The 24,447-nt window shown below is 54.7% G+C and carries 22 protein-coding genes; 5 read left to right on the forward strand and 17 right to left on the reverse strand.

Translation table 11 applies throughout. The features are described 5' to 3' along the window. Positions 1-42: 42 nt before the first annotated feature. From HRQ60_RS06760 to HRQ60_RS06785, 6 genes are all read right to left on the reverse strand, one after another. Positions 43-918, reverse strand: a complete 876-nt coding sequence (locus HRQ60_RS06760) for a PHP domain-containing protein (protein ID WP_172194875.1) — start codon at positions 916-918, stop codon at positions 43-45. After that, on the reverse strand, positions 905-1,846 hold the full coding sequence (locus tag HRQ60_RS06765; RefSeq protein ID WP_172194876.1) for a selenium metabolism-associated LysR family transcriptional regulator: 942 nt from the start codon (positions 1,844-1,846) through the stop codon (positions 905-907). The genes HRQ60_RS06760 and HRQ60_RS06765 overlap by 14 nt, the downstream gene beginning before the upstream one ends. Before the next feature lie 103 nt (positions 1,847-1,949). Further along, positions 1,950-2,387 (reverse strand): hypothetical protein, encoded by a 438-nt coding sequence (locus HRQ60_RS06770; RefSeq protein ID WP_172194877.1) that lies wholly within the window; start codon positions 2,385-2,387, stop codon positions 1,950-1,952. 294 nt (positions 2,388-2,681) lie between these two features. Further along, complete coding sequence (locus tag HRQ60_RS06775; RefSeq protein WP_172194878.1) at positions 2,682-2,966, reverse strand: YlbG family protein; 285 nt, start codon at positions 2,964-2,966, stop codon at positions 2,682-2,684. A gap of 39 nt (positions 2,967-3,005) precedes the next feature. After that, positions 3,006-3,443 (reverse strand): YlbF/YmcA family competence regulator, encoded by a 438-nt coding sequence (locus HRQ60_RS06780; RefSeq protein ID WP_172194879.1) that lies wholly within the window; start codon positions 3,441-3,443, stop codon positions 3,006-3,008. 153 nt (positions 3,444-3,596) lie between these two features. Further along, on the reverse strand, positions 3,597-4,766 hold the full coding sequence (locus HRQ60_RS06785) for a M20 family metallopeptidase (RefSeq protein WP_172194880.1): 1,170 nt from the start codon (positions 4,764-4,766) through the stop codon (positions 3,597-3,599). A 264-nt stretch (positions 4,767-5,030) separates the two neighbouring features. Here HRQ60_RS06785 and ftsW point away from each other — a divergent pair, with 264 nt between their 5' ends. Further along, on the forward strand, positions 5,031-6,314 hold the full coding sequence (gene ftsW, locus HRQ60_RS06790) for a putative lipid II flippase FtsW (protein ID WP_172194881.1): 1,284 nt from the start codon (positions 5,031-5,033) through the stop codon (positions 6,312-6,314). Positions 6,315-6,427: 113 nt separating this feature from the next. Here the strand turns inward: ftsW and HRQ60_RS06795 are convergent, their stop codons facing one another. Then, complete coding sequence (locus HRQ60_RS06795; protein ID WP_172194882.1) at positions 6,428-6,814, reverse strand: Asp23/Gls24 family envelope stress response protein; 387 nt, start codon at positions 6,812-6,814, stop codon at positions 6,428-6,430. A 196-nt stretch (positions 6,815-7,010) separates the two neighbouring features. Here HRQ60_RS06795 and cax point away from each other — a divergent pair, with 196 nt between their 5' ends. Further along, on the forward strand, positions 7,011-8,162 hold the full coding sequence (gene cax / locus HRQ60_RS06800; protein WP_172194883.1) for a calcium/proton exchanger: 1,152 nt from the start codon (positions 7,011-7,013) through the stop codon (positions 8,160-8,162). A 92-nt stretch (positions 8,163-8,254) separates the two neighbouring features. On the opposite strand, the gene HRQ60_RS06805 is transcribed toward cax, so the two are convergent. From HRQ60_RS06805 to HRQ60_RS06820, 4 genes are all read right to left on the reverse strand, one after another. Further along, entirely contained in the window at positions 8,255-8,542 is a 288-nt protein-coding gene (locus HRQ60_RS06805; protein ID WP_037289645.1) for an Fpa/YlaN family protein, read from the reverse strand. Between the two features lie 163 nt (positions 8,543-8,705). After that, entirely contained in the window at positions 8,706-8,951 is a 246-nt protein-coding gene (locus HRQ60_RS06810; protein ID WP_172194884.1) for an HPr family phosphocarrier protein, read from the reverse strand. Positions 8,952-9,052: 101 nt separating this feature from the next. Further along, on the reverse strand, positions 9,053-10,168 hold the full coding sequence (locus HRQ60_RS06815) for an aminopeptidase (protein ID WP_172194885.1): 1,116 nt from the start codon (positions 10,166-10,168) through the stop codon (positions 9,053-9,055). 198 nt (positions 10,169-10,366) lie between these two features. Next, on the reverse strand, positions 10,367-12,346 hold the full coding sequence (locus HRQ60_RS06820; RefSeq protein WP_172194886.1) for a sensor domain-containing diguanylate cyclase: 1,980 nt from the start codon (positions 12,344-12,346) through the stop codon (positions 10,367-10,369). Positions 12,347-12,838: 492 nt separating this feature from the next. Between HRQ60_RS06820 and rpsD the strand changes: the two genes are divergently transcribed. Next, complete coding sequence (rpsD, locus tag HRQ60_RS06825) at positions 12,839-13,438, forward strand: 30S ribosomal protein S4 (RefSeq protein ID WP_172194887.1); 600 nt, start codon at positions 12,839-12,841, stop codon at positions 13,436-13,438. Positions 13,439-13,631: 193 nt separating this feature from the next. Continuing rightward, the gene (locus HRQ60_RS06830; protein ID WP_172194888.1) at positions 13,632-16,898 is read left to right on the forward strand and encodes a penicillin-binding protein 1A; all 3,267 of its coding nucleotides are present in this window, start codon (positions 13,632-13,634) and stop codon (positions 16,896-16,898) included. Between the two features lie 121 nt (positions 16,899-17,019). Here HRQ60_RS06830 and HRQ60_RS06835 read toward each other — a convergent pair whose 3' ends face one another. The 4 genes from HRQ60_RS06835 to HRQ60_RS06850 all read right to left on the reverse strand — a co-directional run bounded on the left by HRQ60_RS06835 (position 17,020) and on the right by HRQ60_RS06850 (position 19,803). Further along, a complete protein-coding gene (locus HRQ60_RS06835; RefSeq protein WP_172194889.1) occupies positions 17,020-17,724 on the reverse strand; it encodes a 5'-methylthioadenosine/adenosylhomocysteine nucleosidase in 705 nt (234 codons plus the stop codon). A gap of 16 nt (positions 17,725-17,740) precedes the next feature. Continuing rightward, positions 17,741-18,751, reverse strand: a complete 1,011-nt coding sequence (ccpA, locus tag HRQ60_RS06840; protein WP_172194890.1) for a catabolite control protein A — start codon at positions 18,749-18,751, stop codon at positions 17,741-17,743. A gap of 140 nt (positions 18,752-18,891) precedes the next feature. Then, positions 18,892-19,233: a bacillithiol system redox-active protein YtxJ gene (gene ytxJ, locus HRQ60_RS06845; protein ID WP_172194891.1), complete on the reverse strand. Its 342-nt coding sequence runs from the start codon at positions 19,231-19,233 to the stop codon at positions 18,892-18,894. 117 nt (positions 19,234-19,350) lie between these two features. Next, on the reverse strand, positions 19,351-19,803 hold the full coding sequence (locus tag HRQ60_RS06850; protein WP_172194892.1) for a hypothetical protein: 453 nt from the start codon (positions 19,801-19,803) through the stop codon (positions 19,351-19,353). A 271-nt stretch (positions 19,804-20,074) separates the two neighbouring features. Here HRQ60_RS06850 and HRQ60_RS06855 point away from each other — a divergent pair, with 271 nt between their 5' ends. Further along, positions 20,075-20,611: a type 1 glutamine amidotransferase domain-containing protein gene (locus tag HRQ60_RS06855; RefSeq protein ID WP_172194893.1), complete on the forward strand. Its 537-nt coding sequence runs from the start codon at positions 20,075-20,077 to the stop codon at positions 20,609-20,611. Positions 20,612-20,735: 124 nt separating this feature from the next. Here the strand turns inward: HRQ60_RS06855 and ptsP are convergent, their stop codons facing one another. Further along, positions 20,736-22,466: a phosphoenolpyruvate--protein phosphotransferase gene (ptsP, locus tag HRQ60_RS06860; RefSeq protein ID WP_172194894.1), complete on the reverse strand. Its 1,731-nt coding sequence runs from the start codon at positions 22,464-22,466 to the stop codon at positions 20,736-20,738. Continuing rightward, positions 22,463-24,352, reverse strand: coding sequence for a glucose PTS transporter subunit IIA (locus HRQ60_RS06865; protein ID WP_172194895.1), 1,890 nt, complete (start codon positions 24,350-24,352; stop codon positions 22,463-22,465). Before HRQ60_RS06865 ends, ptsP begins: the two co-directional genes overlap by 4 nt. Between the last annotated feature and the right edge of the window lie 95 nt (positions 24,353-24,447).

Here is a 24,447-nt window from a genome sequence, read left to right on the forward strand (position 1 = left end):
CGGATATGGTCCCGTCCGAAGACGCTGACAAGCCCGCCGGCTTCAGCTTTCCGGAGCAAGCCGCGCGGAGCGAAGAGCGAGAACCGACTCTTCCCCCACCGTATAGGCGCCGAGCTCTCCGTGGAAGACTTTCCCTTGACGGACGCCGTGATAATCCGATCCCGCCGTGATCCGCAGACCGTATTCCCGAGCCAGCTTCCGATAGCGCTCCTCGGCTGCCGGGTCGTGATCGGGATGCCGAACCTCGATTCCCGCAGGCTTCGCTTCCTGCAGCACCTCGCGGACCAGCCCGTCATCGCCGTAAAGACCCGGATGGGCCAATACCGGCACGCCTCCCGCTTCCCGAATCCACTGCGCCGCATCCGAAGGCGTGATGCGCGGCGGCGAGACGTAAGCGGCCGCGCCTTCGGCCAGGTACTTGTCGAACGCGTCGCGCAGATCGACGGCATATCCTTTTCGAACCAGCACATCCGCCATATGCGGACGGCCCACACTCTCGCCCGGCTTCAGCGGACGGCCGCCGCGTTCCCGAACTTCCTCAAGCGTAATCTCGGCGCCGAGCTCCCGCAGCCGTTCCAGGATCAAGTCATTGCGCCGATCGCGCACGCCGCGGAGTTCAGCCAGGCGTTCTTCGAACTTCGGGTCCTTCGGATCGAAATAGTAGCCCAGCATATGAATATCCTTGCCGCCGGCCCGCGTGCTGATCTCCACACCCGGAATAAAATCCAGTCCCGCGATCAACGCCGCTTCCGCCGCCTCGGTGATCCCCGCCGTCGTATCGTGATCCGTCAGAGCCAGACCTACAAGTCCGCGCTCCGCGGCCAGTCTCACGAGTTCGGTCGGCGTACTCATTCCGTCCGAAGAGGTGCTGTGCATATGCAGATCGTACAATCTTGCGTTCTTGTCAGGGTTCGTCATGGGTACGCTCTCCTTTCACGGCCGCTTCTCCAAACTGGTGCTTCCGCAGAAAATCCAAAAAAGCCACGGCGGCTATAGGCAGCAGCGTCGACTTCAATCGAACCGAATAGAAGCGGCGCTTGAAAGACGCATCTTCAACCGAAACCGCATGCAGCAGGCCGAGTGCAAGCTCATGCTTGACCGAGGAAGGAGACAGCATGGTGATCCCCAGACCCGCTTCCACCGCGGATTTAACGGCTCCCGTACTGCCCAGTTCCATCACCGTCCGCAAACTGCGCGGGTCGATGCCTTTGGCCCGCCATTCGTCTTCCATCACCTGCCGGGTGCCCGATCCTTCTTCGCGCAGAACAAAAGGATACGCCGAAGCTTCGGCAAGCGTTACCGTCGTCCTTGACGCAAGCGGATGACCGGCCGGTACGATCAGGCGAAGTTCGTCGTGCATCACCGACTCGCTGATGATGTCGGGATGTACGACAGGCGCTTCGACAAGACCGAAGTTCAGCGTATGCCGGGCAATTTCATCTAGAATCTGCGTAGTGTTCATGACCTTCAGCGAAATCGCGATATCCGGATGCTGACGGCCGAACGGAACAAGCAGCGGAGGCAGCACATATTCGCCAATCGTATTGCTTGCCCCCAACTGCAGCCTGCCTTCGAGTTTGTGCGTGAAGCGGGCCATCTCCGTTTCCGTTTCGCGCATCAGCTCGATACTGCGCCTCGCGAAAGGCAGCAGGATCCGGCCGGACTCCGTCAGCTCGATTTTTTTGGTCGAACGGTTCAGCAGTTTCGTGCCGAAATATTCTTCAAGCGTCTGCATCTGCATCGTGACCGCAGGCTGGGTCATATGCATGGCCGCAGCCGCCGCGGAAAAACTGCCTTTTTCCGCCACGGTATGAAAAATATGAAGCTGGTGAAAGTTAAGCGCCATCGTTATCCTCCTCGCAAAAAAAGCGTGAAAATAAAATTTCCACGCCAGTCTTTCGTATTCGGTTGTTCGGCTTCGGTCGACTGCCGATTCCGGTATCTCTGTGTTACTTTCTTTTGCGTCCGTTCTTCATCAAAGTCATTCTCCGGGAATGCCGAAGCCACGAATAATACGATTTCAAATCGCGCAGCTCGATGGTTTCCGACATTTTCCCCAGAAACGTGACAATGATCATCTTGTGCAGCGGGCCGCCTTCGACCGGATAAGGCCCGGCCAATTCACCGAATTCCGCTACCACGACGATATCGTCATCGATCAGATACACATCTTCTTCTTTGCGGTAATACGAAACGATCCGCTTGGTCTGCAGACATTCCCACAACCAGGCGGCTATCTCCTCCGCGCTTTTCTCTCCGCTTTCGATCCGATCATCGTAGCGGCTTTTGGCATGATTCGTAATGACGATGTCTGCCACCTTTTTGTCGCCGAGAGCGATAAAAAAAGGTTCGTAAGTGCTCCATCGTTCCGTCGCCTTATCCCGCACCGTTTATCACTCTCCAGAGACTCGACTTGGTCTGTTTTTGACACATAGGCACCCTCGAACACGTTCGCTCCGCGGCGGAGTCGAACTTCTGCGCATATCTCTTCTCCGCGAGATGCCGGCTGTAGATCATGCTGCAGCTTGTGCATAGGTCTTTATGTCTATGTATATGTACCCAGTATATTACATCATGCCTCTAATTTATACAACCCATTCAAGAAAAGCTGATTTTCCGTCAAAAAGGTACAGAAGAAGCGGCCCGGTTCGGGCCGCTTCTTCCATAGGCGTCGGCTGATATCAGCTCGACAAGGCTTCGGAATCCGGAAGCTCCAGCGGAGCTTCTTCCGGAAACTTGCTGCCGTAATCCGTTTTGAGATCCGTTCGATGCGATCTTTCGATCTTACGAACATAAGAGAGCCTGCGCATATGCTTGGCCGTCTCTTCCGCCCGATCGGCATTGAGGTAGACGACGGCATAATGCATGCGGCGCGATACGTAATGAAGCGTACCGTATTTTTCCAAATTCCGCGCCGCTTTCAGGTCGTTGACCCATACAATATAACCTATACGTTCAGGAACCATGATGCTCGCACCTTCTTTCTGTAGTAACCCGCGGGCATCTTAGCCGCAGCCGCATGAGCCGCCGCTTCCGCAGCCTGATTTCGGCAGGGGATCGTTCCCCGGCACCTTGATACTCGAAGAAACCGAATAGGCGATCGTCTCCGACATTTCAAAGAGCAGATCGTCGAGAGCTTTCTCCGCCGACCTGAAACGCGATACCGCTTCGATCTGTTCCATTTCCCGCTCGACAAGTTCGACTTCTTCCCTTGCCGCATGATAATTCGGATGAAAATGTCCGAAGCGCTGCGTTTCTTCAAACAGCTCTTTTTTGGCGTCCAGTTTGCCGATCAAACGCCGCACTTCCGGATGCTCCTGCATCCGTTCGCGCCAATATAAGTAATCCGCAACTTCGACAGAACCGTTGATCATATCTCCCAATTCGTAGGCGCTCATCAGCACCTGGGCCATGTCGACTGTTTCAATCTCCGATACGCTCATTGTGTCATCCCGCTTCTGTCTTGAAACTCTACCCATCCCACCCGGGATGGGCAGGTACCGTTATCATAGCATAACCCTGTTCAGGATGTAAGCCTTTAACAGATAGAGGAGGAGATAGAAAGCCCCCGTGTCAGGTTCGCGTAAAACCCCGGTTCATACCCCGTTTTCAAGGGCGGATTCCGCCATGGCGATCAGCAGCGCTGCCGAAGCTTTCATAGCCGACTCATCAAAATCGAACTTCGGATGATGATGCGGGTAGACGAACCCTTTTTTGGAATTACCCGCTCCCACGAGCATGAAGCAGCCTGGACGTTCCTCAAGGTAATACGCGAAATCTTCGGCAGGCATCAGCGGGACCGCTTTTTCGACCGCAAAACCGGGCAGCGCCGCCGGGGCGACCCGGAAAAACCGCTCCGCTTCGGAAGCATGGTTGACGAGAGCCGGATAGCCGACAAGATAGTCGACCTCGGCCGACGCGCCGTAAGCTTCGGCAATCTGCCGGCTCATCTCTTCGATCCGTCTGCGGATCAGGGCGCGCGTTCCTTCGTCGAAAGTCCGGACCGTCCCCGTAATGCGGGTCTTCTCGGCTACGACGTTCTGCGCGAACCCTCCATTAATCGTTCCGATACTGAGCACCGCTGGGCGCAGCGGATCCACCGACCGGCTGACTACCGTTTGGAGCTGCATGACGAGCGCCGAAGCGGCGACGATACTGTCCACCGTTTCGTGCGGCATCCCGCCGTGTCCGCCGCGCCCCGTAATATCGATAAAAAATTCGTCCGTCGAAGCCATCATCGGTCCGGCGGTCGAAGCAACCGTACCGATAGGAAGCGGCGTCCACAAGTGTACCCCGTATACCGCATCGACGCCTTCGAGCGCTCCATGTTCGATCAGCGGCCGGGCACCGCCCGGGCACACTTCTTCGGAGGCCTGGAACAGCAGCCGCACTTCTCCGCGCAGAGTCGGTCTGTGTTCGGCAAAATACCGGGCAACCGCGAGCAGAGCGGCCGTGTGTCCGTCGTGGCCGCAGGCATGCATGATCCCGTCGCGCTGCGAGACATACTCCGCACGGCTTTCTTCCCAGATCGGCAGGGCATCCATATCGGCGCGAAGCGCAATTGTCCGGCCCGGCAGAGAGCCCCGCACCGTTCCGATCAACCCGTGGCCGCCGATATTCCGACGGACTTCGATTCCGAAGCTTTCCAATTTATCCGCTACAAAAGCGGCCGTTTCTTTTTCTCCATAGGACAATTCCGGATTGCGATGCAGATATCTGCGCCATTCCACCATCTCCGCAAATCCGCGTTCCACTGTTTCGTTCATCGTTTCAGGTCCTTTCGGTTTGGCTTCGCATCTGTCTGTAAATCCGGGCAAACGCCTGCTTGCAGCGCCTTTCCGTCATTGTAGCAAAAAACAAAAGCGCCGCCCACCGTTGTGACAGGTCTTGCACCCATCTTTCAAAGCGACTATGATGAAAGATGAAGTTTTAGCGTCTTTGTACAAGCCAGAAGTCGTCTTATCGGATATTCCGGTCATTTACACCCATAAACGGCGCTTCCGCAGCGTCCGCCGAAGGATTGAACTTACATGAGCACTATACGGACAGACCGAACAAATCAGACGGGCAAAGCGGGCTCCAAAACAAAAACCAGGCCGCCCAAAGCGCCGCCCGATTTCCAACTGCTGATTTTGACGCTGATTCTGACGGGCTTCGGCCTGCTGATGGTATTCAGCGCAAGCTCAAGCTTTACGCTGTTGAGCAAAAAATTCAGTTACAATCCTTTATTCTTTACGCTGTCCCAATTCCAGTATGCTTTAATAGGTATCGTGGTCATGCTGGTTACGATGAATATTCCCTACAAACGTTTCAAGAAGCTGTTTGTTCCCATGTTCCTGTTGACATTCGCCCTGCTGATCCTCGTTTTGTTCATGCCCGCCGTTAACGGAGCGCACAGCTGGATCGAATTGGGGCCGATCTCGGTCCAACCGACGGAATTGGCGAAGATCAGTACCATTCTGTATCTGGCCGCGCTGATCTCCAAAAAAGGCGAGCGTTTCCGCGATCTGCGTTCGGGCTTCATGCCGATTATCGTGATCGTCTCGGTAATTGCCGGCTTGGTCATGCTTCAGCCCGATCTCGGTTCCTGCGTGATTCTGGTATCGGCCTGCTTCCTCGTCATCTATGCGGGCGGAGCCAGTATCAAGCATATTTTGGGATCGGTTATGATTCTGGGTCTGATTCTTGCCTTGTTCCTCGGCGGCAAAGAACTGCTGACCCAAAAGACCGCGGACGAAGCGCAGGCTACTTCCAACTATCAGGTCGGCCGAATTCAGGCTTATCTGGATCCGTTTGCGGATCCGCAGGGTTCAACGCAGAATCTGCTCAACTCGCTGATCGCGATCGGCGAAGGCGGTGTGACCGGCGCAGGGTACGGACAAAGTATTCAAAAGCTCTCCTACCTATCCAATCCGCATAACGACTTTATCTTTGCGATCATCGGCGAAGAATTCGGCTTTATCGGAACGGCCGTATTCCTGCTGCTGTACTTGTATTTCCTGTGGAGAGGCCTGCTGGTCTCGCTGCGCTGCACGGATATTTTCGGTACATTGACGGGTGTCGGCATTGTCGGGCTGATCGGGATCCAGGCGTTCATCAATATCGGCGGCGTCACTAACACGATTCCGCTGACCGGCGTCACGCTTCCGTTTATCAGCCACGGCGGCACCTCTCTGCTGATTACGCTGTTCAGTATGGGAATTCTGCTCAGCATCTCCCGCGATTCCAAGAAAGCCGCGCCGGCCGTCAAAGAACAGACGACCGAGACGATAAGCGCGTCCGAACGCCGCCCGGCCCTGTACCGTTCCCGCTAACATACGGAGACGATACTTCCGAACGGCAGCAAAAAAAAGGTTCTCCCGGATCATTCCGGGGGAACCTTTTTGCGTGCGGCGCATCCGACTGACAGGTACGCCGTATCGCGAGTTTAGCGGATACGCGACGGCTCTTCGATCGAAATGTCATCCTTGAAAGCAACGCCTTCGACTTTGACATTGACTTCGATCACTTTCAGACCGGTCATATTCTCCACCGCTTCGCGAACATTTTGCTGCAGCATGCGGCAGACTTCATGAATCGGCGTCTCGTACAGGACAATAATGCGCAGGTCGATCGCCGTCTCCAGCTGGCCGACTTCGACGGTCACGCCTTTTTGCACGTTTTTCCCGCTCAGACGCTTGGCCCAGCCTTCCGACAAACCGCCGGACATCGCAGCGATCCCCGGTGTCTCGAGCGCGGACATTCCCGCAATTTTGGCTACGACATCGTTGGCGATTCGTACATTTCCATTGTCCAACTGCATTTGTTCGGACATGACCATCCCTCCTTACTTCATAGTTCTAGTTTAAAGGCTAACCCCCTTGCAGTGCAAATGCCGATTTTGACATTTTTCGCTCTGAACTCTGCAAATTGTTTCATCAGGTAGGGAAATGGCGTATATTTGGAATGGACTTGTTATCTTCATGTTTACATAACGAGAAAAACCGAATCGGTTACGGAGGTCTGAGATTATGAAAAAAATGCTTTCCCCCATTCTGCTGATTGTTACTTTCGCGCTGAGCGCGGCGGGACATCTGCTGCATTGGAATTCGACGCTTGAATTCGCGCTGTCGGCCCTTTCGGTCATCTTTGTTGCCGGATTCCTCGGGCGAGCCACGGAGAGCGTCGCGCATTATGCCGGACAGCGTCTGGGCGGTTTCCTGAACGCCACTTTCGGCAACGCGGCCGAGCTGATCATCGCGATCCTGCTTGTCAAAGAAGGGCTGTTCGATATGGTCAAAGCCAGTTTGACCGGCTCGATCATAGGCAACCTGCTGCTGGTTCTCGGTTTGAGCTTATTCGCCGGCGGCCTGAAATTCAAAGTGCAGCGCTTCAACGTGCCCCTGGCCGGCATGAACGGCTCGCTGATGATCGTGGCGGTCATCGCCTTGTTCGTACCCGCCGTCTTCTTGAACACCCATTCGATCGAAGGACAGCAGATCAACACGCTGAGCCTGATCGTAGCCGGCATTCTGATCGTGGCTTACCTGTTCTGGCTGGTGTTCTCGATGATCACCCACAAGAACTATCTGTCCGATCCTTCGGAATCGCCTGCAGCTGCCGCGGCTTTGACCGGCAGCGGCCTTCCGGCCGGCAGCGCCGATCAAGGCGTGCCTGCATCCGATACGCATGCTTCTGACGAACATGCGCCGGCCTGGTCCAAAAAGCGTTCGATCGCCTACCTGGTCATCGCAACCGTCATGGTCGCGTTTGTCAGCGAATGGCTGGTCGGTACGCTTGAGACGTTCACGACCCAATTCGGACTCAGCGAGCTGTTTGTCGGTGCATTCGTCGTCGCGATCGTCGGCAACGCGGCCGAGCACAGTGCGGCCATCATGCTGGCTATGAAAAACAAAATCGGCGCTTCTGTCGAGATTGCGGTCGGAAGCAGCCTGCAGATCTCCCTGTTCGTCGCTCCGGTCCTGATCTTTATCAGTTTCTTCATGGGCGGTCTGAGCGGCACCATGAATATCGTCTTCTCCACGATCGAGATCGTAGCGATCGCCGTATCGGTATTCGTGGCCAAATCCATCATCCAGGACGGCGAAACGAACTGGTACGAAGGGCTGCTGCTTCTTGCGGTATACATCATTTTGGGCGTCTCTTTCTTCATGGTCCATTAAAAAAAGGCGAAACGGCAAAAAAAAGCGCGTTCGGAGCGAAAACTCCGTACGCGCTTTTGTTATGTCGAAGCCCGGAAGAAACGGACGTACCGTTACTCTTTGTTGTTCAAGGCTTCGTAGAGAACCGCCAAATTGCGCTCAAGCTTGCTCACAATCTGTTTGCCTTCCGACTCGCCTACGAGACCTGCCCGGATCGCAAAATCGACTTGTCTGGAGAAACCGTACATTTGCGTATCCAGCACTTCCTCATAGAGAGGACAGTAGCGGGTCGCCAGATTCTCCATCTGTACTTCAATCAATTTCTCGATTTTATCTGCATCTTCTTGAAGAAGATTGGCTGCCTTGATTTGAAACTGTTCCTGCACATCAGATGAAGTCATATTTTCTCCCCCCTATGCCCGAAAGTGTGGCCGGCGTTTCTACTCTAATATTAGACGAATTTAAAAGGTAATACAAGAACCAGCTAACAAAATGTAAACGTCCACGAGCAAAAGCACCGTCCCTTTGGAAAAGGGCGGTGCTTGGCCTGACAAATTCCGTCGCTTATTCCGGTGCGATTACGACGTTGAGACCGTGCTTCTCGAAAACTTCGATCATTCCGGCTTTGGCTTCTTCGGCGTCCGGGCCGATGACATGAAGCTCATACTGCTGGTTGCTTACGAGTGTCGTAAACAAACCCAGGATGCTCTTGACGTCAATGTACTTGTTCTCCGCCTGCAGGACGATCGAAGAAGAGAAGCGGGATGCGGTTTGTGCGATTTCGACAACCGCTGCGTTGTTTTTAGCCATTAGTATCCCTCCGTCTAAATCTGAATGAATAACCGGTACTCACATGTTCCATGATAACTTGTATCCGCTTTCTTATCAACCGTTTTCCGCGTTTTTGAAACTTAATTTAAATTTTCAGGATTAAGGCATTCCAGTTCCGGCACAACGAAGATCCCGTCTTTGCGGATCAAACGGTCGTCGAAATAAATTTCGCCGCCGCCATATTCCGGACGCTGGATCAGCACCAGATCCCAGTGAATGGAAGAACGGTTGCCGTTGTCGGCGACCTCGTAAGCTTGTCCCGGAGTGAAATGTAGGCTGCCGGCGATTTTTTCGTCGAACAGCGTGTCTTTCATTGGGGTCAGAATGTACGGGTTGAACCCGATTGCGAATTCGCCGATATGCCGTGCGCCTTCGTCCGAATCCAGAACCTTGTTCAGCTTGTCCGTGTCGTTGGCCGTCGCTTCGACAATCCGGCCCTGCTCGAACCGGAAGGTAACATTCTCGAACGTAATGCCGTTGTAGACACTGGCTGCATTGTAGGCGATTGTTCCGTTAACGGAATCGCGCACCGGCGCCGTGTACACTTCGCCGTCCGGAATATTGGCGGTGCCCGAACACTTGATAGCCGGAATGTTCTCGATCGAGAACGACAGATCGGTGCCCGGTCCGACGATCCGCACCCGGGAAGTGTCGTTCATGAGCTTCTGCAGGGAATCCTGCGCACGGTCCATCTTGGCGTAATCGAGATTGCATACGTCGAAGTAGAAATCTTCGAACGCCTGCGTGCTCATATTGGCCAGCTGCGCCATGCTCGAACTCGGATAACGGAGCACGACCCACTTCGTACGCTTGACGCGCTGCTCGCTGTGCACCGGATGGTTGTAGAGCGCATTGTACATCTTCATCTTCTCTTCCGGAACGTCGGCAAGTTCATTGACGTTCTCGCCCGAACGGATGCCGATATAGCCCTGCATCTGCTTCATCTGGTTCAAGTCGACTTCCGCCCATGTCCGGATCATCTCTTCGGTCGCGTTCATCAGCAGGGTGCGCTGCACTCTTTTGTCCGTCAACTGCACAAAAGGATTCCCGCCCAAAGCGCTGATTTCTTCCACGACCGCCTGAAGCAGATCGCGTTCGGGGCCGATCATTTCGACGAGGATGTTCTCGCCCGGCTGGACATTGACGGAATAACCCGCCAGCGTCTTCGCCAATTTCTGTACTCTTGGATCACGCATGCTGTCAGTTCCTCCCGCAGTATGGGTTCGGCAGATACCGAAAACCCGCTTAAAATGAACGACGGTCCACAGACAAAGCCGCCGATAGCCTTACTATTGTAGCACTTCCGCCGCTTGAAGTCATCGCATGAACCTTTTCCGGCGTGCAAAAAAGTCCCGAACGGCCTCGGCCGTACGGAGCTTCCCCAAATTTTGCGTTCAATCGCCGACCGCGGCCCGAATCCGGTTGCGACCGCTGTTCTTGGCTTGGTAAAGAGCCATATCCGCGCGATAAAAAAGCGATTCGACACTGATCGTCATATCTTTTTGCGCCCATTCGGCGACTCCGCAGGATACCGTAACCGTCGGATGAGTCTCTTCTTCGACGAAACTGCGGATCCGTTCGGCTACGATCAACGCTTCCTGAAGCGCCGTTTCCGGGAAATACACCGCGAGTTCTTCGCCTCCCCAGCGGGCCGAGACATCCGTGTCGCGGATCGACTGCACAATCATCCCGCTCACCTGCTGCAAAATGGAGTCTCCGATCTGGTGACCGTACGTATCATTGACCTGCTTGAACCGGTCGATATCGATAACAAGCAGCGAGCCTTTGGAGCCCTGCAGTTGATGGGCGTGGATCCGCTCGTCGAGATAACGTCTCACGTACAGTCCCGTCAGCGTATCGCGGTTGGCCATGCGTTCAAGTTCCGCATGCAGGGTCGCATTGCTGACGGCCAGTCCGATATGCGTCGACAGCATCTGCAGCAGTTTGAAGTTTTCGTAAGAAAAATAATGGTGTTCGCGCTGAGCGAGCAGTACCGCGCCCATTGCTTTGCCGTTCGAGATCAGCGGAGCCGCAATCATCGAACGGGCTTCGGCCAGTTCCATAAAGCGCGACGGGATCGAAGACTCCAGATAATCCGATACGATCAGCGGTTCCTGCGTACGCAGCACGGTTCCCGCAAATCCGTAATCCCGGCTGAAGGAAGACCCTTGAAGTTCGGGAAGACTACAGGCCATCACATCGAAGCGCTGCTGCGCCGGATTGTCTTTGACAATGCAGCAGTAGTCCGCACGGAAAATGCCCACCAGCTCCTGAATGGCAAAAGCAAAAACGTCGCTGAGCTGCAGATTCTGGTTCAGACGCTTGGTCAGCTCGTTGATCAGCAGTAGTTCGCGAATCAGCAGATTGGACTGCTCGTATAACTTGGCATTCTCAAAAGCTTTGCCCGCCGTATCCGCGATCATGCCAAGCAGGCGCGTATCGAGACGGTCCGGCGGCAGATCCAGCGTAAAGTGGAACACGCCGTAGATGCCTTGATGCCCCGCCAGGGGAAGCGCCGCTTCGATCCGCTTCGGATAGGTCGGTGACGGAACCGCTTCGACTTCCACGCTTCCTTTCATAAAAGCCTCCATACTGATATCCTGCTTGCGCTGATCCAGCATGAAGGATTGAAGCTGCGGATTCGAGCTCTGGTAATCCTGCGTCATCAGAAGCTGACAGCGAGCCGACGGATACAGAACCAATACGATGCGCAGCAGTTCTTCCAAGACCCCGTCCACGTTGAACTTGTCATACAGTCTTCGGACCATACGAAATAGCGCCGAATCTCCATTTAACGCGGAGGCGCCGGCTTGCCGGGTGTACAGCGTATCGTAAACGAAGGAATACTCCAGCCTCTGGTAGAAACAGGTCCGGAAATGCGCGGCGGCCATCTCTACCAATCGCAGCATGCCGGCGGCTTCCTCTTCGGGAACCACGCAGCCAAGGACCGCAAAAACTTCGCCTCCGCTTCGGGTGAAGACCGGAACGGCAAAAGCCGTTCGCGTGCGCATATATTCGCCTTCGTGACGCACGGCCGGAACGAATACCGGCTCCCTTGTCGCCAGAGACATCCAGCCAGCATGTTCGGGCTGAGCTTTCAAATGGCCGATCAGTTCCGGATCGCCGGAAGCGGCTTCTCCTTCATGGCTGAACAAAAACCATTCCGCTTTCGATACGGGTGCGGCGTTTTGCTCGCGCCAGTCGGCAAAGCTTTCTTTTAGCAAAGGTTCTATATAAGGGAAATCGGCCGTGCCGATATCCACCAACTGAATCCAGAAAGACTGATCGCCGCGGGATACAACGGGAAACAGCGCTTGGCCGACTTCATCGCGCCGAATTTCCTCCACCCGGTTCTTCCCTGCGTGCTCGGACATAACTTCTCTCCTTTGCCGAAAACAATGCCTGTCGCTGCCGTATTGCAAAGCCCGGGTTTCGCAAAATGGAAGCTGTGCAAAAGCCGGGCTTGTATGCGTGTTCCTTATACCTTTTTCTTATATTACTCTTTTTGCACCACTTTTGCACCTTATTTTTCGGTATTTCTCCTTTTCATTGGGTCTTTCGGCTCAATCGATTTTTGCGTTTAAAAATTAAGTTTTTCATTTCCTTTTTTAGGCTTGACGAACAAAGGTTTATCCTATAAAATTTAGTGATGTATGAACGCCGGATACTTACGTATCTGGGTGTAACGGTGCGTCACCCTCACGCGTTTTGTTGCTATCGGGACAGCGGCTGAACTCTCCCGATATGAGTACGTTGATTCGTTTCCTCTCTATATAGAGAAGAGCGTCTCCGGCCTGCGTACGCGAAACAAAATACGGCGCACACGGTTCCCCGGCCATTACACATGACAAAGGAGTTTTTCCAATATGGCACGTTATACAGGCCCTAAATTCAAGCTCAGCCGCCGCCTCGGTATTTCCCTGAGCGGTAACGGCAAAGATCTCAAGCGCAACTTCCCTCCGGGTCAGCATGGCGCTAACCAACGCAGAAAACAAAGCAACTACGGCATGCAGCTCCAAGAAAAGCAAAAGCTGCGCCACATGTACGGTCTGGGCGAGAAGCAGTTCCGCACACTGTTTGCAAAAGCACAAAAAATGCAAGGCATCGCCGGCGAGAACTTCATGTTCCTGCTGGAAAGCCGCCTGGACAACCTGGTGTATCGTATGGGCTTCGCCAACTCCCGCGCAGGTGCGCGTCAGCTGGTCGCTCACGGTCACGTAACGGTTAACGGCAAAAAAGTCGACATCGCTTCTTACGCAGTAAGCCTTGGCGACGTAATCGGCCTTCGTGAGAAAAGCCGCGGCATGGCTTCCATCAAGGAAGCTATCGAAAACCGTGCACACATTGTCGGTTACATCGAGTACAACGAGACGGCTATGGAAGCCAAGTACCTCCGTCTGCCTGAACGCGGCGAACTTTCGCAAGAAATCGATGAAAAGCAAATCGTCGAATTCTACAACCGTTAATTCGGGAAGCCTCATCGAAATACCCGCAAGCTTTGCAGCTTGCGGGTATTTTTTTATGGATAACCTTCCTGCCCCTCTATTTTTCCCGGCTTGGAGTCTTCGCCTCCTCCTTCAGCCCCCCTCCCCATTCCTTATGCTGTTTTTCTTGATTTTGTGCTATAATAAGCCCTGTTCAAAGGAGGAAGATACGCCAATGGCAGATGAGAAAAAAAAGCCCGAAACGAAACCTTCCGTCAAAAAAAGATCGCCGCTTCGCAAAATGCTGACCTTCTTTAAGTGGGTCGTCATTTTGGGTTTTGCCGCTGTTCTTTTTGGGGGAGGCGCAGCAGCGGGGTATGTGACCTCCATCCTCAAGGATGAGCCTGTTCGCTCTAGAGCTTCGATTGAACAGGCAATCGACCAGAATTCGATTACGGGCTTTGCTTATTTCAGGGATAATTCCCCGATCGGCCAGCTTCGTACCGATGAAGACCGCAGACCTGTCGTGTACGACCAGATTCCGCGGAGCGTCATCGATGCACTGGTATCGATCGAAGACAAAAGTTTCTACGAACACCCGGGTATCGATACAAAAGGCACCCTGCGGGCTGTCAAACAAAAAGTGCTGAACGAACCTGTACAAACGGGCGGCAGCACATTGACGCAGCAGTTGGCACGCCGTGTATTTTTGAGCCTGGACAAAACAAACGACCGCAAGATCAAGGAAATCCTCCTGTCTCTGCGGATGGAACGCTTCCTGTCCAAGGAAGAAATCATGACCGCTTACCTGAACAAAATGCCGTTCGGCAAAGGTGCCGCCGGCTACAATCTGTTCGGGGTCAAAGCGGCGGCCAAAGGTATTTTCGGTATCAGCGATCCTGCGCAGCTGAATTTGGCCCAAGCCGCCTATCTGTCGGGGCTTCCCCAGCTTCCGACCACGTATTCCGCTTTTGACAGCCAAGGGGAATTCAACAAAAAAGGCTTCGACAATGCCGTCAGCCGTCAGCACCGGGTATTATCCAATATGCGGGCAGACGGCAAAATCACACAGGCCGAGTATGACGAAGCGCTCGAATTCGATCTGCAAAGTTCGCTGGCCGGCAAAATGCCGAAAGCTTACGCCACCTATCCGTATCTGATGGCGGAGGTCGAACGCGAAGCGACCAAAATCGTCATGACTCTGCAGAACCCGGGTGGAGATGCCGCTTCGGGCGAGAACGGTTCCTCTTATGAAGCGGCCAATCAGCTGCTGCTGACCGGAGGCTACCGCGTCTACACGACCATCGACAAAGACATTTACAAAACGATGCGCGCGGTCGCGGAAAATCCGGCAAACTTCGGTCCTGCGGATCCCGGCGGGCTTCCGCAGCAGCTGGCCGCAAGTCTGATCGACCAGAAGACGGGTGCCGTACTCGGCATGATCGAAGGTCGCAGTTTCGGTACGCTGGAGATGAACCTTTCCACGCAGATGGAACGGCAGCCGGGTTCGACCATGAAGCCGATTGCAGCCTACCTGCCTGCGCTCGATGCCGGACTTATCCAGCCGGCCGGCGTGATCGACGATGCGCCGATCATTCTGCCTTCGGGTTCATCCTACCACATTCCGAAAAATGCCAACGGCCGCTATCAGGGTCTGGTGACGGCGCGTTATGCGCTCAACCAGTCGCTCAATATTCCGGCGCTTAAGCTCTTCAACGAGAAAGTCGGCGTCAAGAACGCTTGGACCTTCTCCAAAAAGCTGGGCATTACCACGATCACCGACGACGACTACAAAAACACGACGGGCGTTCTCGGCGGTATGCGCGAAGGAGTTACCGTTCAGGAACTCGCGGGTGCCTACGGTTCGATCGGCAACGGCGGCGAGTTCAACAAAACGTATACGATCGAGAAGATCGTCGATTCCAAAGGCAATATCGTGTACAAGCACCAGGTCAATCCGAGCCGGGTCTTCTCCGAGCAGACCGCCTATCTCATGACCGACATGCTGAAGACGGTAGTCAGCGAAGGAACGGGCAACGCACGGGTAAGCGGCATACCGGGTCTGTTCAAGCAGTACGGCAATATCTCGATTGCCGGCAAGACCGGATCCACGCAAAATTACGGCGACGTTTGGTTTATGGGCTATACGCCGGACCTGACGCTCGGCGTATGGGCGGGCTACAACGAACCGGTCAACACGATGAACGATGACAAAGGACGCGCCCGCTTCCTGTGGGCAACGATCATGAATGAAGTGACCGCACTCAAACCCGAATTGTTCCCGACCAAGACGTTTGCGGAACCGAAAGGCATCGTGTCGAAAACCGTCTCGGGCTTCAGCGGCAAACTGCCAACCGAATTGACGGTGCAATCGGGCAAGTTGGTCACGGACATTTTCAATGAAAAATATGTACCGACCGATTATGACGATGGCCTCGTCAACGCGAAATATATCGTCTATAACGGAGTCAATTACGTGCCTCACCCGGAAACGCCGGACGATATGGTGCTGAAGAAAGTTACCGTCAACCGGGAGAAGCCGATCAATCAGCTGATTCTCGAACTCAAAAACGCATTGTCCAAAATGAACGACGGCCAGCCGCTCGAGTATTACATTCCTGCGGATGCGGGCGTCGACATGCCGAAGGAAGTCGATCCGCGTACGGACGATGGCAGCGTACCTTCCGCTCCGGTCAATGTGTGGATGGATAATTCGGGCAGCGCAATCGCCTTTACGGGCAATCCGGAGAACGATGTTGTCGGTTATCGCCTGTACAGCTCTTGGGACGGCGGAAGCTCGTTCCAATATGCCGGAACGGTTCAGACCGGGAACTTCCTGCAGTTCCAGATTTCTCCGAGTTCTGCCACCCACTACGTGACAGCTGTCGACGTAGCCGGCAGAGAATCGGCGCCTAGCCGCAGCGTAGGCGCGTCTTCATCGCCGCAGCCTCCTTCCGAACCGACGGCGCCGGCAGCGGAACCTACCGTACCGGAAGAAGGCGTAACGGTCGAAGGTATTGTGGTTCCCAACGATGCTATCGAGCAGCCAGCCGTGGAGACTCCGGAAGAAACGAAGCCGGAAGAAGAACAGCAGCTTGGCGAAATAGGCGAAGGCACCAAGCCCGAAACCGAGCAGCCCGAAGAAGAGCAGCCCGAAGAAGAGCAGCCGGAAGTCTCTGCCGAGGTCGTGACTCCGCCGCCTGCGGAAGAAGAACCTCCTCCGCCTGCTGCGGTTACGGCTCCTGCCGAACCGAAACAGCTTCAGGGTATGGCTTCGGCAAGCGGCGTTCAGCTCACGTGGAAGCCGACTGAAGGCGCCACCTCCTATACCGTCTATCACAGTACGGCAGCGGATGGCCCTTACAGCGCGATCGGCAGTACAGGCTCCGCTTCATTCAGTTATTCGGCCCAGGCTCCGTTCAAGGCTTGGTTCAGAGTCTCGGCTTCCAACGAAGCCGGGGAATCTCCTCCATCCAAGACGCTGCATATGGATAGTCCGTAACCGCTTCGCCAAGCGGTTGTATACAAAAAGCCCGTGATTACCGAAGTTTCGGTAATCACGGGCTTTTTATTTACGTTGGGAACCGCTTGGGCAGCGCGACCCAGATTAGAGTCAGCTCGTCTTATAGACCGGTCCAATGTTCAACCATTCCGGCTACAACGGCAAAAGACCGGGCTGAGGCTTCTTTGGTAAATTCGGCAAAGCTGCCCGGCGCTTCTCCGTTCGCTTTGTCGGACATGGAGCGGATGACCATATGCGGCACTCCGTTCATCCGGCAGACCTGAGCCACCGCCGCTCCTTCCATTTCCGTACACAGTCCTTCGAATTCACGGCTCAGCCGTGCGACTTCAAGGCGGTCGGCCACAAAGCGATCGCCCGACAAAATGCGTCCTGTGCGAAAAGAAATCTTCTCCGCCCGGCAAGACTGCTCGGCCAAAGCGACCAGTCGCCGATCCGAAGGAAACACGGATTCTTCCTGAAAAGGAATCACGCCCGGAGCAAAACCAAGCGGCGACGCATCCATATCGTGCTGCAGACTTTCGGAAGCAAGGACCAGATCGCCGATCGCAAGATCGGGATGCAGCGCTCCGGCTACACCGGTAAATACCAAAGCCCGAACGCCAAATTCGCTGATCAGAACCTGCGCAGCCGCAGCAGCGTTGACCTTGCCGACGCCGCATCGGCAGATCACCACATCCTGTCCGCGGAACATGCCTTCGGTAAACGTAATGCCCGCAGCTTTGCGGCTGCGGGCATGTTCCGTCTCGCCAAGCAGAAGCTTGACTTCTTCATCCATCGCGCCCATCAGGGCAATCGGATTTTTCATCGGATTATACGCGGGTTCAGTCGTTCAGACGAGCGACGGACAACCGGAGAATCGTTTCGTGCGGCAGAATAACCTGCGAATTTTCGACGTTCTCTTTTTTCATCAGCTTGGTCAGCAGACGCATCGCCACCGCACCGATATCGTACATCGGTTGAGCGACAGTCGTCAGCTGCGGACGTACCATGGAAGCCATACGAATATTGTCCACACTGATAATCGAGAAGTCGTCCGGCACTTTATAGCCTTCGTCCTGTACGCTGTGGATGGCTCCGATCGCCATTTCATCCGTTGCGGCGAAGATCGCGCTCGGCTTGCGTTTGAGGCCGAGGAAATACTTCATCGCTTCCACACCGGACTCATAGCGATAATTGCCGATACGGACCAGATCTTCCTGATACTCGATTCCCGCCGTTTCAAGCGCACGCTTGTAACCTTGGAAACGCGAGTAACCGTTTGCCGGATCCTGCAGCGTACCGCTGATCATCGCGATCTCGCGGTGACCGTGACGAACCAGAGTGCTGACCGCATCGAAAGCAGCCGCTTCATGATCGATATCGACGGCCGGAATCGTACCGTTTTCATCTTTGGTTGCGCAAAGAACGATCGGCACGGATGCCGTCTGGAACGCCTGGACGTGATCTTCGGTAATCGTGCCGCCCATGAACAGCAGACCGTCGACCTGTTTCTCCAGCAGGGTATTGATGACACGGATTTCTTTGTCTTTTTTCTTATCGGCGTTGCACAAAATAATATTGTAATGATACATATTGGCGATGTCTTCGATGCCGCGGGCAATCTCTGCGAAAATCGAGTTCGAAATATCGGGAATCACTACACCGACCGTCGTTGTTTTCTTGCTGGCCAGACCGCGTGCTACAGCGTTCGGACGATAGCCTAGACGCTCAATCGCCTCATATACTTTCTTGCGGGTTTGCGGCTTCACGTTGGGGTTGTTGTTAACGACCCGGGAAACGGTGGCCATCGAAACGCCAGCTTCGCGCGCCACATCATAAATAGTTACCGTCACATCTGTTCTCTCCATTGCCAGTAAATTTTTCAATCATGTTTCAATGAATTACATTCAAGCTTTCATTAGTACCATGATACGATAAATTTGTTTGGTGTGCAATGTTAACGCTTCACTTTTTTCCAAAAAAGGCGCCTGTCTTAAGACAGGGCCTCCTGAAGCGCGGAAGAAGTAATCCGGGCATGCGACGTGTTCCAGACCGCCTGTCCGTCTTTGAGCAGGATTGCCTGGGGCGACGCATGCTCGACACCCAGACGATCGGCCGCTTCGAGCGAGACCGGACGGTCTTCGACAACATGAATCAACGCATAGGCGGCATCCGGATTCGGCGAACCTTCCAAATAACGCTTGGCTTCCAAATAAGCTCTCGAACTGATCGGGCAGCGGGTGCTGTGCTTGAAGATCAGGACCGGCTTTTCACCGGATTCTTGAATAAGGGCTTCCAGCTGCTCACTGGTTGTAATCTGATTAAAAGTGGCCATAAGTCGTTCCTCCCGTTCTGCGATACATCCAAATTATTCGATAATACTGCACACAGATGTTCGCTTTCAGTTTAACAACACGGCAAATCGAAGTCAAAAAGAGCGTTTTCGATACCGTCACACGGAAGAATAACGGACTTCCTGCCCATTGACGAAGACTTTCTCGCTCAACTGGGCCAGCTGCGCCTCGACTTCGTCCATCCAAGCACGATCCCCCACTTCGCAGGCGCAGCGGTACAAATCCAGCAGCGTATTGATGCGGGTCGCGCAGCTGAGCCGAATCTCGGCTTTGAACGCTTCTTTGGTGTCCGCTTCGCTGCAGGTGAAAATGTGGTACACAATATGGGCCAGCTCGTTGAAATCCGTAAAATCGATCCCGTAGGGCTTTCCTTCGAGCGGCAGGCTGTTGAGCAGCGCAGTCAAATCTCCTTTGACCCAGTGCAGGACTTCTTCGTGTTCGCATTGCGGGCAGGCCAGAACAGGCACGTTTTCGATGCTGACCTGCTTTTTGAAATCGACGAGCCGAAAATCCAGATCGTATCTTTGTCCGCATTTGCAATGTTCCAGCATCCCAACAATCCCCTCCAATGTTGATAGTCAGAATCAGCGCGCTTGAACATCCAAAGCCCGCCAATAGGCACCTGATCCACAAGCAGCAGCACTTCATGCAATAGATTCGCTGTGTCTTGCGCAAATTCCTGCTTCTTTTACAAATTAATTAAGCGCTTTCAAAAAAACATTTTTGGTTTTTTGCTTTTTTGCGGTGCTTCTTTCATCCTGTTACAATAAAAGAGGTGAAACATTCGTAGCCCCTACAAACAAAGGAAAGGATCGGTGACTTATGCGTCTTGACGGAAAAAAAGTCATTGCATTGGTAGATGAGGAATTTGAAGATCTTGAGCTGTGGGTTCCCGTCTATCGCGTGCGCGAAGAAGGAGCCGAGGTCCATCTGGCCGGAGCGGAAAAAGGCAAAACTTATACAGGAAAATACGGCGTTCCCGCCGAAGCTGAATACGGATTCGACGAGCTGAGCAGCGCCGACTACGACGGTATTCTCGTACCGGGCGGATGGGCGCCGGACAAACTGCGCCGCTATCCGAAAGTCCTTCAGTTGGTGCGCGAGATGCATGAAGCCCAAAAGCCGATCGGACAAATCTGTCATGCCGGCTGGGTGTTGATCTCGGCCAAGATTCTGGACGGCGTTACGGTAACCTCCACGCCGGGCATCCGCGACGATATGGAAAACGCCGGCGCGATCTGGAAAGATGAAGCCGTCGTTGTCGACGGCCATATCGTGTCCGCCCGCAGACCGCCCGACCTGCCGCCTTACGGCAAAGCTTTCTGCGACGCGCTGGCCAATTCCAAAGCCGCCCAATAAAAACGTCTCTCTCGTTTTATGAACAGCCCGGAATCACGTGTCAAAACACATGCAAAAAACCGCTCCCGATCAAGTCGAGGGCGGTTTTTTGCTGTCCTGTAGGGTGCTGTAGATTAACAAGCCTTTATCTCTCCGCGACCGGGATCACGAATTCGGACAGCAGCCGTTCGATCTCGCCCGAGCGGCCCAGTCCGAAGCACTGGCGGCCCGTTTCCCGGGCCTCGGCCGCCGACGTGTTCAGCACGCGGTGCTTGACGCGCAGCAGCGACTGCGGCGACATACTGAGCTTGCTGATGCCGAGTTCCAGCCAGATCGGGATCGCCCGTTCGTCGCCGGCCAGCTCGCCGCAGACGCTCACTTCGATTCCCCGCTCGCGTGCCGCATTTACGGTCATGCGCAGCATCCGCAGTACGGCGGGATGATACGGATGATACATATGCGCAATCTGCTCGTTCATCCGGTCGACCGCGAGTACGTACTGCACCAGATCGTTTGTGCCAATACTGAAAAAGTCGACTTCTTCCGCCAGCAGATCCGCAATCGCGGCCGCCGCCGGCACTTCAATCATGATGCCGACCGGAATATCCGCGTTGTAGGCTTCTCCCCGGTCGTCCAACTGCTCCATGGCCCGTTTCAACAAAGCTTTGGCCTGCAGCACTTCATCCACCGAAGAGATCATCGGATACAGCACGCGCACCTCGCCGAACGCGCTGGCGCGCAGAATGGCCCGAAGCTGTGTCAGGAACAGGTCCGGCCGGTCCAGACTGATCCGGATTGCCCGGTAGCCGAGAAACGGATTGTCTTCTTCCGGAAGCGCGAAATAATCGAGCTGTTTGTCGCCGCCGATATCCAGGGTCCGGATCACGACCGGCTGCCCGGCCGCCCCCTGCGCAATACGGCGGTAGACGTCGAACTGTTCGTCTTCGCTCGGGAATTCCGAACGGTCCATATACAGGAACTCGGTTCGGAACAGACCCACTCCCTGGGCGCCGTGCTTGAGCGACGTTTCCAGTTCCCGCAGCGAGCTGATGTTCGCCGCAAGCGTCAAGTGCTCTCCGTCGCGGGTGACCGCATCGACTTGGGCCAACAGCTGCAGCTGTTCTTTTTTGCGCTGAAGCTTTCTTTGTTTCTCTTCGTATACGCGCTGCGTCTCTTCGTCGGGATCAATGAACACCACGCCTTCTTCGCCGTCGATGACCAGCAGCTCGCCGGTCTGGAACGGCTCTTCGCGCCTGCCTTCGAGGCCCGCTACCAGCGGGATCCCGATCGCGCGCGACATAATTGCCGAATGCGACGTCTTGCCGCCGATCAGCGTGACAATACCGAGCACATGCTTCGGATTGAGATGCACCAGCTGGGAAGGCGACAGTTCTTTGGCGACCAGAATATACGGCTGCGTGTCGGAAGGAAGTTTGATCTCGGGTGCTCCGAGCAGATGCTTGAGCAGGCGGTTGCCCACATCCTTGATGTCGGTCGCGCGTTCCTTCATATATTCGTCGTCGAGCAGGTCGAACATGGTGACGAAGTGATCGATCGCTTCCTTGACCGCCACTTCCGCCGCCTTGTACTGCCGCTCGATAATCCCTTTGATTTCGCTCATGAATACCGGATCTTCCAGGATCGCCAGATGGGCATCGAAGATACTCGATTCCTCCGGTCCGACCATTTCCTTGACCTCTTTTTTCATGTCCTCGATCTCGCAGCGGGATGTGCGGATGCCTTCGGTCAAACGTTCGAATTCGCGCGTCAGATCGACAACATCCATCTTCTGATCCGGCACATCCCATTCCCATGTCGGCAGAACGAAAGCTCTGCCGATCGCTACGCCGGGTGCGGCTCCGATACCGATTATCATCTTCCTCCCCCTCCCGTTTCTCTATCTTTATCGTACAGCACGACCGACATGACCGAGGCCTGTCCTTTTTTGACCGTTTTGAACGGCGCGAAACTCCAGGACCGTACGCGATCCGGATTCGTGATCAGCATGGGCGTGGCGAGCGATTTGGCTTTTTCCCGCAGCAGCGGCAGATCGAAACGGATCAGCAGCTGTCCGGGTTCCACGATATCGCCTACTTCGACAAAAGCCTTGAACGCGCCTTCGATATGCGAAGTATCGATTCCGATATGCAGCAGCACATCGACATCTTCGTTCGTCCGGATCCCAAGCGCGTGCTGCGTCGGATAAATATGCAGCACCGTGCCGGCTACCGGCGATACCAGCTCGTCTTTTTCAGGAATAAAAGCGACTCCGTCGCCGACCAGTTTCTTGGCAAAAATCTGATCCGGCACTTCGTCGAGCGGCATCATCCGGCCCTGCACCGGCGAAGCGAACAGCACGTGATCCAGCTCGCGGTCGATCAGCTTGTTGATCTCTTCGCGGATCAGCTCCGAGTACGTGCCGAAGACGACCTGCACATTACCGCCGCCAAGCCGGATCAAACCCGCGGAACCCAGCGATTTGAGCGCGTGTCCGTCGATCTTCCGATCGCTTTTGACGGTAAGTCTCAGACGGGTGATACAGGCCTGGACCTGAACGATGTTGTCTCTTCCGCCCAGCGCCTGCAAAATCAGCGGAGCGCGGTAAGGAATATTACCGGCCCAATCTTCAAGCGTCGAGCCTTCTTCGCGTCCCGGCGTCGGAATCTGAAATTTGCGGATCGCCCAGCGGAACAGCATATAATAGCCCAGTCCGTATACGATCCCGATCGGAATCAGCAGCCAGCCGTTTGTCGATAGATGGAAATTGAGCACGAAATCGATCAGCCCCGCCGAATACGAGAATCCGTGGTGAATATCCAGCGCGTAGGTCAGCCACATGGCAAATCCTGCGAGTACGGCGTGCAGGGCGAACAGGAACGGAGAAGCGAACAGGAACGCGAATTCGATCTGCTCCGACACGCCGGTCAGCAAACAGACCAGTGCGGCGCGAACGAACGTTTTGCGCACTTTCGGTTTCAAATCCTCGCGCGCTTCGTGAATTACCGCCATCGCCGTTGCGGGCAGCGCAAACATCATGATCGGGAACAAGCCCGCCATGAAGAACCCTGCGGTCGGATCTCCGGCGAAGAAGCGCGGCAGGTCGCCCTGCACGATCATGCCCGATGCGGTCTCGTAAGAACCGAATTGGAACCAGACCACGTTATTCAGCAGATGATGCAGCCCAAAAGCCGACAGCACCCGGTACAAAATACCGTATACGAACAATCCGAAGCCGCCTGTGGCCTGCACTTCGAGATGCATGAGATTGATCAGCGCCTGAAGCAGCGGACCGATCGCAAGCATGGCAAAAGCGAACAGCGCCGACAGCAGCCCCATAAACAGCAGCACGAAACGCGATCCGCCAAAAAACTGGATCGTTTCGGGAAGTTTGAGATCTTTGAAGCGATTGTACAGTGCGCCCGCGATTACGCCGAGCAGAATACCGATCAGCGTCGTCGGCTGAATCTGTCCGTTTGCAAAATGATCGATGACCCGCTCGTAGATGGTCATGCCCAGCAGTGCCGCCAAACCGGCATAACCCGCCTGATTGGCAAGGCCGAGAGCCACCCCTACGGCAAACAGATAAGGCAGATAGAGCAGAACGCCCGATCCGGCCACGTTTAACGCTTCGGACACGCTCGGAAGCCCCCAGACCTCCCAGGGAAGACTGCCCACACTGAGCAGAATGGCTGCCGCAGGCAGAACCATTGTCGGGATCATCACGGCCCGGCCAAGCTGTTGAAGCGAACCTAACCAATTCAAAGATGCCCCTCTCCTCTCTTCCTACAAATGTTAAGCTTTGAAGGATTGTTTGTCAAAGCATTTACGGCGTTTTTTCGCGCGGGAATAAGGTTCCT

This window comes from Saccharibacillus qingshengii (genome assembly GCF_013185195.1).
GTDB classification, from domain to species: domain Bacteria; phylum Bacillota; class Bacilli; order Paenibacillales; family Paenibacillaceae; genus Saccharibacillus; species Saccharibacillus qingshengii.

Excerpts from the sequence above, each read along its gene's own strand:
- HRQ60_RS06820 (WP_172194886.1), bottom strand. The coding sequence starts at position 12,346 with ATGTCCGAGCACGCAGGGAAGAACCGGGTGGAGGAAATTCGGCGCGAT.
- ptsP (WP_172194894.1), bottom strand. The coding sequence starts at position 22,466 with ATGATAATCGGTATCGGAGCCGCACCCGGCGTAGCGATCGGCAGAGCT.
- HRQ60_RS06830 (WP_172194888.1), top strand. The coding sequence starts at position 13,632 with ATGGCAGATGAGAAAAAAAAGCCCGAAACGAAACCTTCCGTCAAAAAA.
- HRQ60_RS06855 (WP_172194893.1), top strand. The coding sequence starts at position 20,075 with ATGCGTCTTGACGGAAAAAAAGTCATTGCATTGGTAGATGAGGAATTT.
- HRQ60_RS06785 (WP_172194880.1), bottom strand. The coding sequence starts at position 4,766 with ATGAACGAAACAGTGGAACGCGGATTTGCGGAGATGGTGGAATGGCGC.
- HRQ60_RS06765 (WP_172194876.1), bottom strand. The coding sequence starts at position 1,846 with ATGGCGCTTAACTTTCACCAGCTTCATATTTTTCATACCGTGGCGGAA.
- HRQ60_RS06805 (WP_037289645.1), bottom strand. The coding sequence starts at position 8,542 with ATGACTTCATCTGATGTGCAGGAACAGTTTCAAATCAAGGCAGCCAAT.
- HRQ60_RS06795 (WP_172194882.1), bottom strand. The coding sequence starts at position 6,814 with ATGTCCGAACAAATGCAGTTGGACAATGGAAATGTACGAATCGCCAAC.
- HRQ60_RS06810 (WP_172194884.1), bottom strand. The coding sequence starts at position 8,951 with ATGGCTAAAAACAACGCAGCGGTTGTCGAAATCGCACAAACCGCATCC.
- rpsD (WP_172194887.1), top strand. The coding sequence starts at position 12,839 with ATGGCACGTTATACAGGCCCTAAATTCAAGCTCAGCCGCCGCCTCGGT.
- HRQ60_RS06815 (WP_172194885.1), bottom strand. The coding sequence starts at position 10,168 with ATGCGTGATCCAAGAGTACAGAAATTGGCGAAGACGCTGGCGGGTTAT.
- ftsW (WP_172194881.1), top strand. The coding sequence starts at position 5,031 with ATGAGCACTATACGGACAGACCGAACAAATCAGACGGGCAAAGCGGGC.
- HRQ60_RS06760 (WP_172194875.1), bottom strand. The coding sequence starts at position 918 with ATGACGAACCCTGACAAGAACGCAAGATTGTACGATCTGCATATGCAC.
- ytxJ (WP_172194891.1), bottom strand. The coding sequence starts at position 19,233 with ATGGCCACTTTTAATCAGATTACAACCAGTGAGCAGCTGGAAGCCCTT.
- cax (WP_172194883.1), top strand. The coding sequence starts at position 7,011 with ATGAAAAAAATGCTTTCCCCCATTCTGCTGATTGTTACTTTCGCGCTG.
- HRQ60_RS06775 (WP_172194878.1), bottom strand. The coding sequence starts at position 2,966 with ATGGTTCCTGAACGTATAGGTTATATTGTATGGGTCAACGACCTGAAA.
- HRQ60_RS06780 (WP_172194879.1), bottom strand. The coding sequence starts at position 3,443 with ATGAGCGTATCGGAGATTGAAACAGTCGACATGGCCCAGGTGCTGATG.
- HRQ60_RS06835 (WP_172194889.1), bottom strand. The coding sequence starts at position 17,724 with ATGAAAAATCCGATTGCCCTGATGGGCGCGATGGATGAAGAAGTCAAG.
- HRQ60_RS06850 (WP_172194892.1), bottom strand. The coding sequence starts at position 19,803 with ATGCTGGAACATTGCAAATGCGGACAAAGATACGATCTGGATTTTCGG.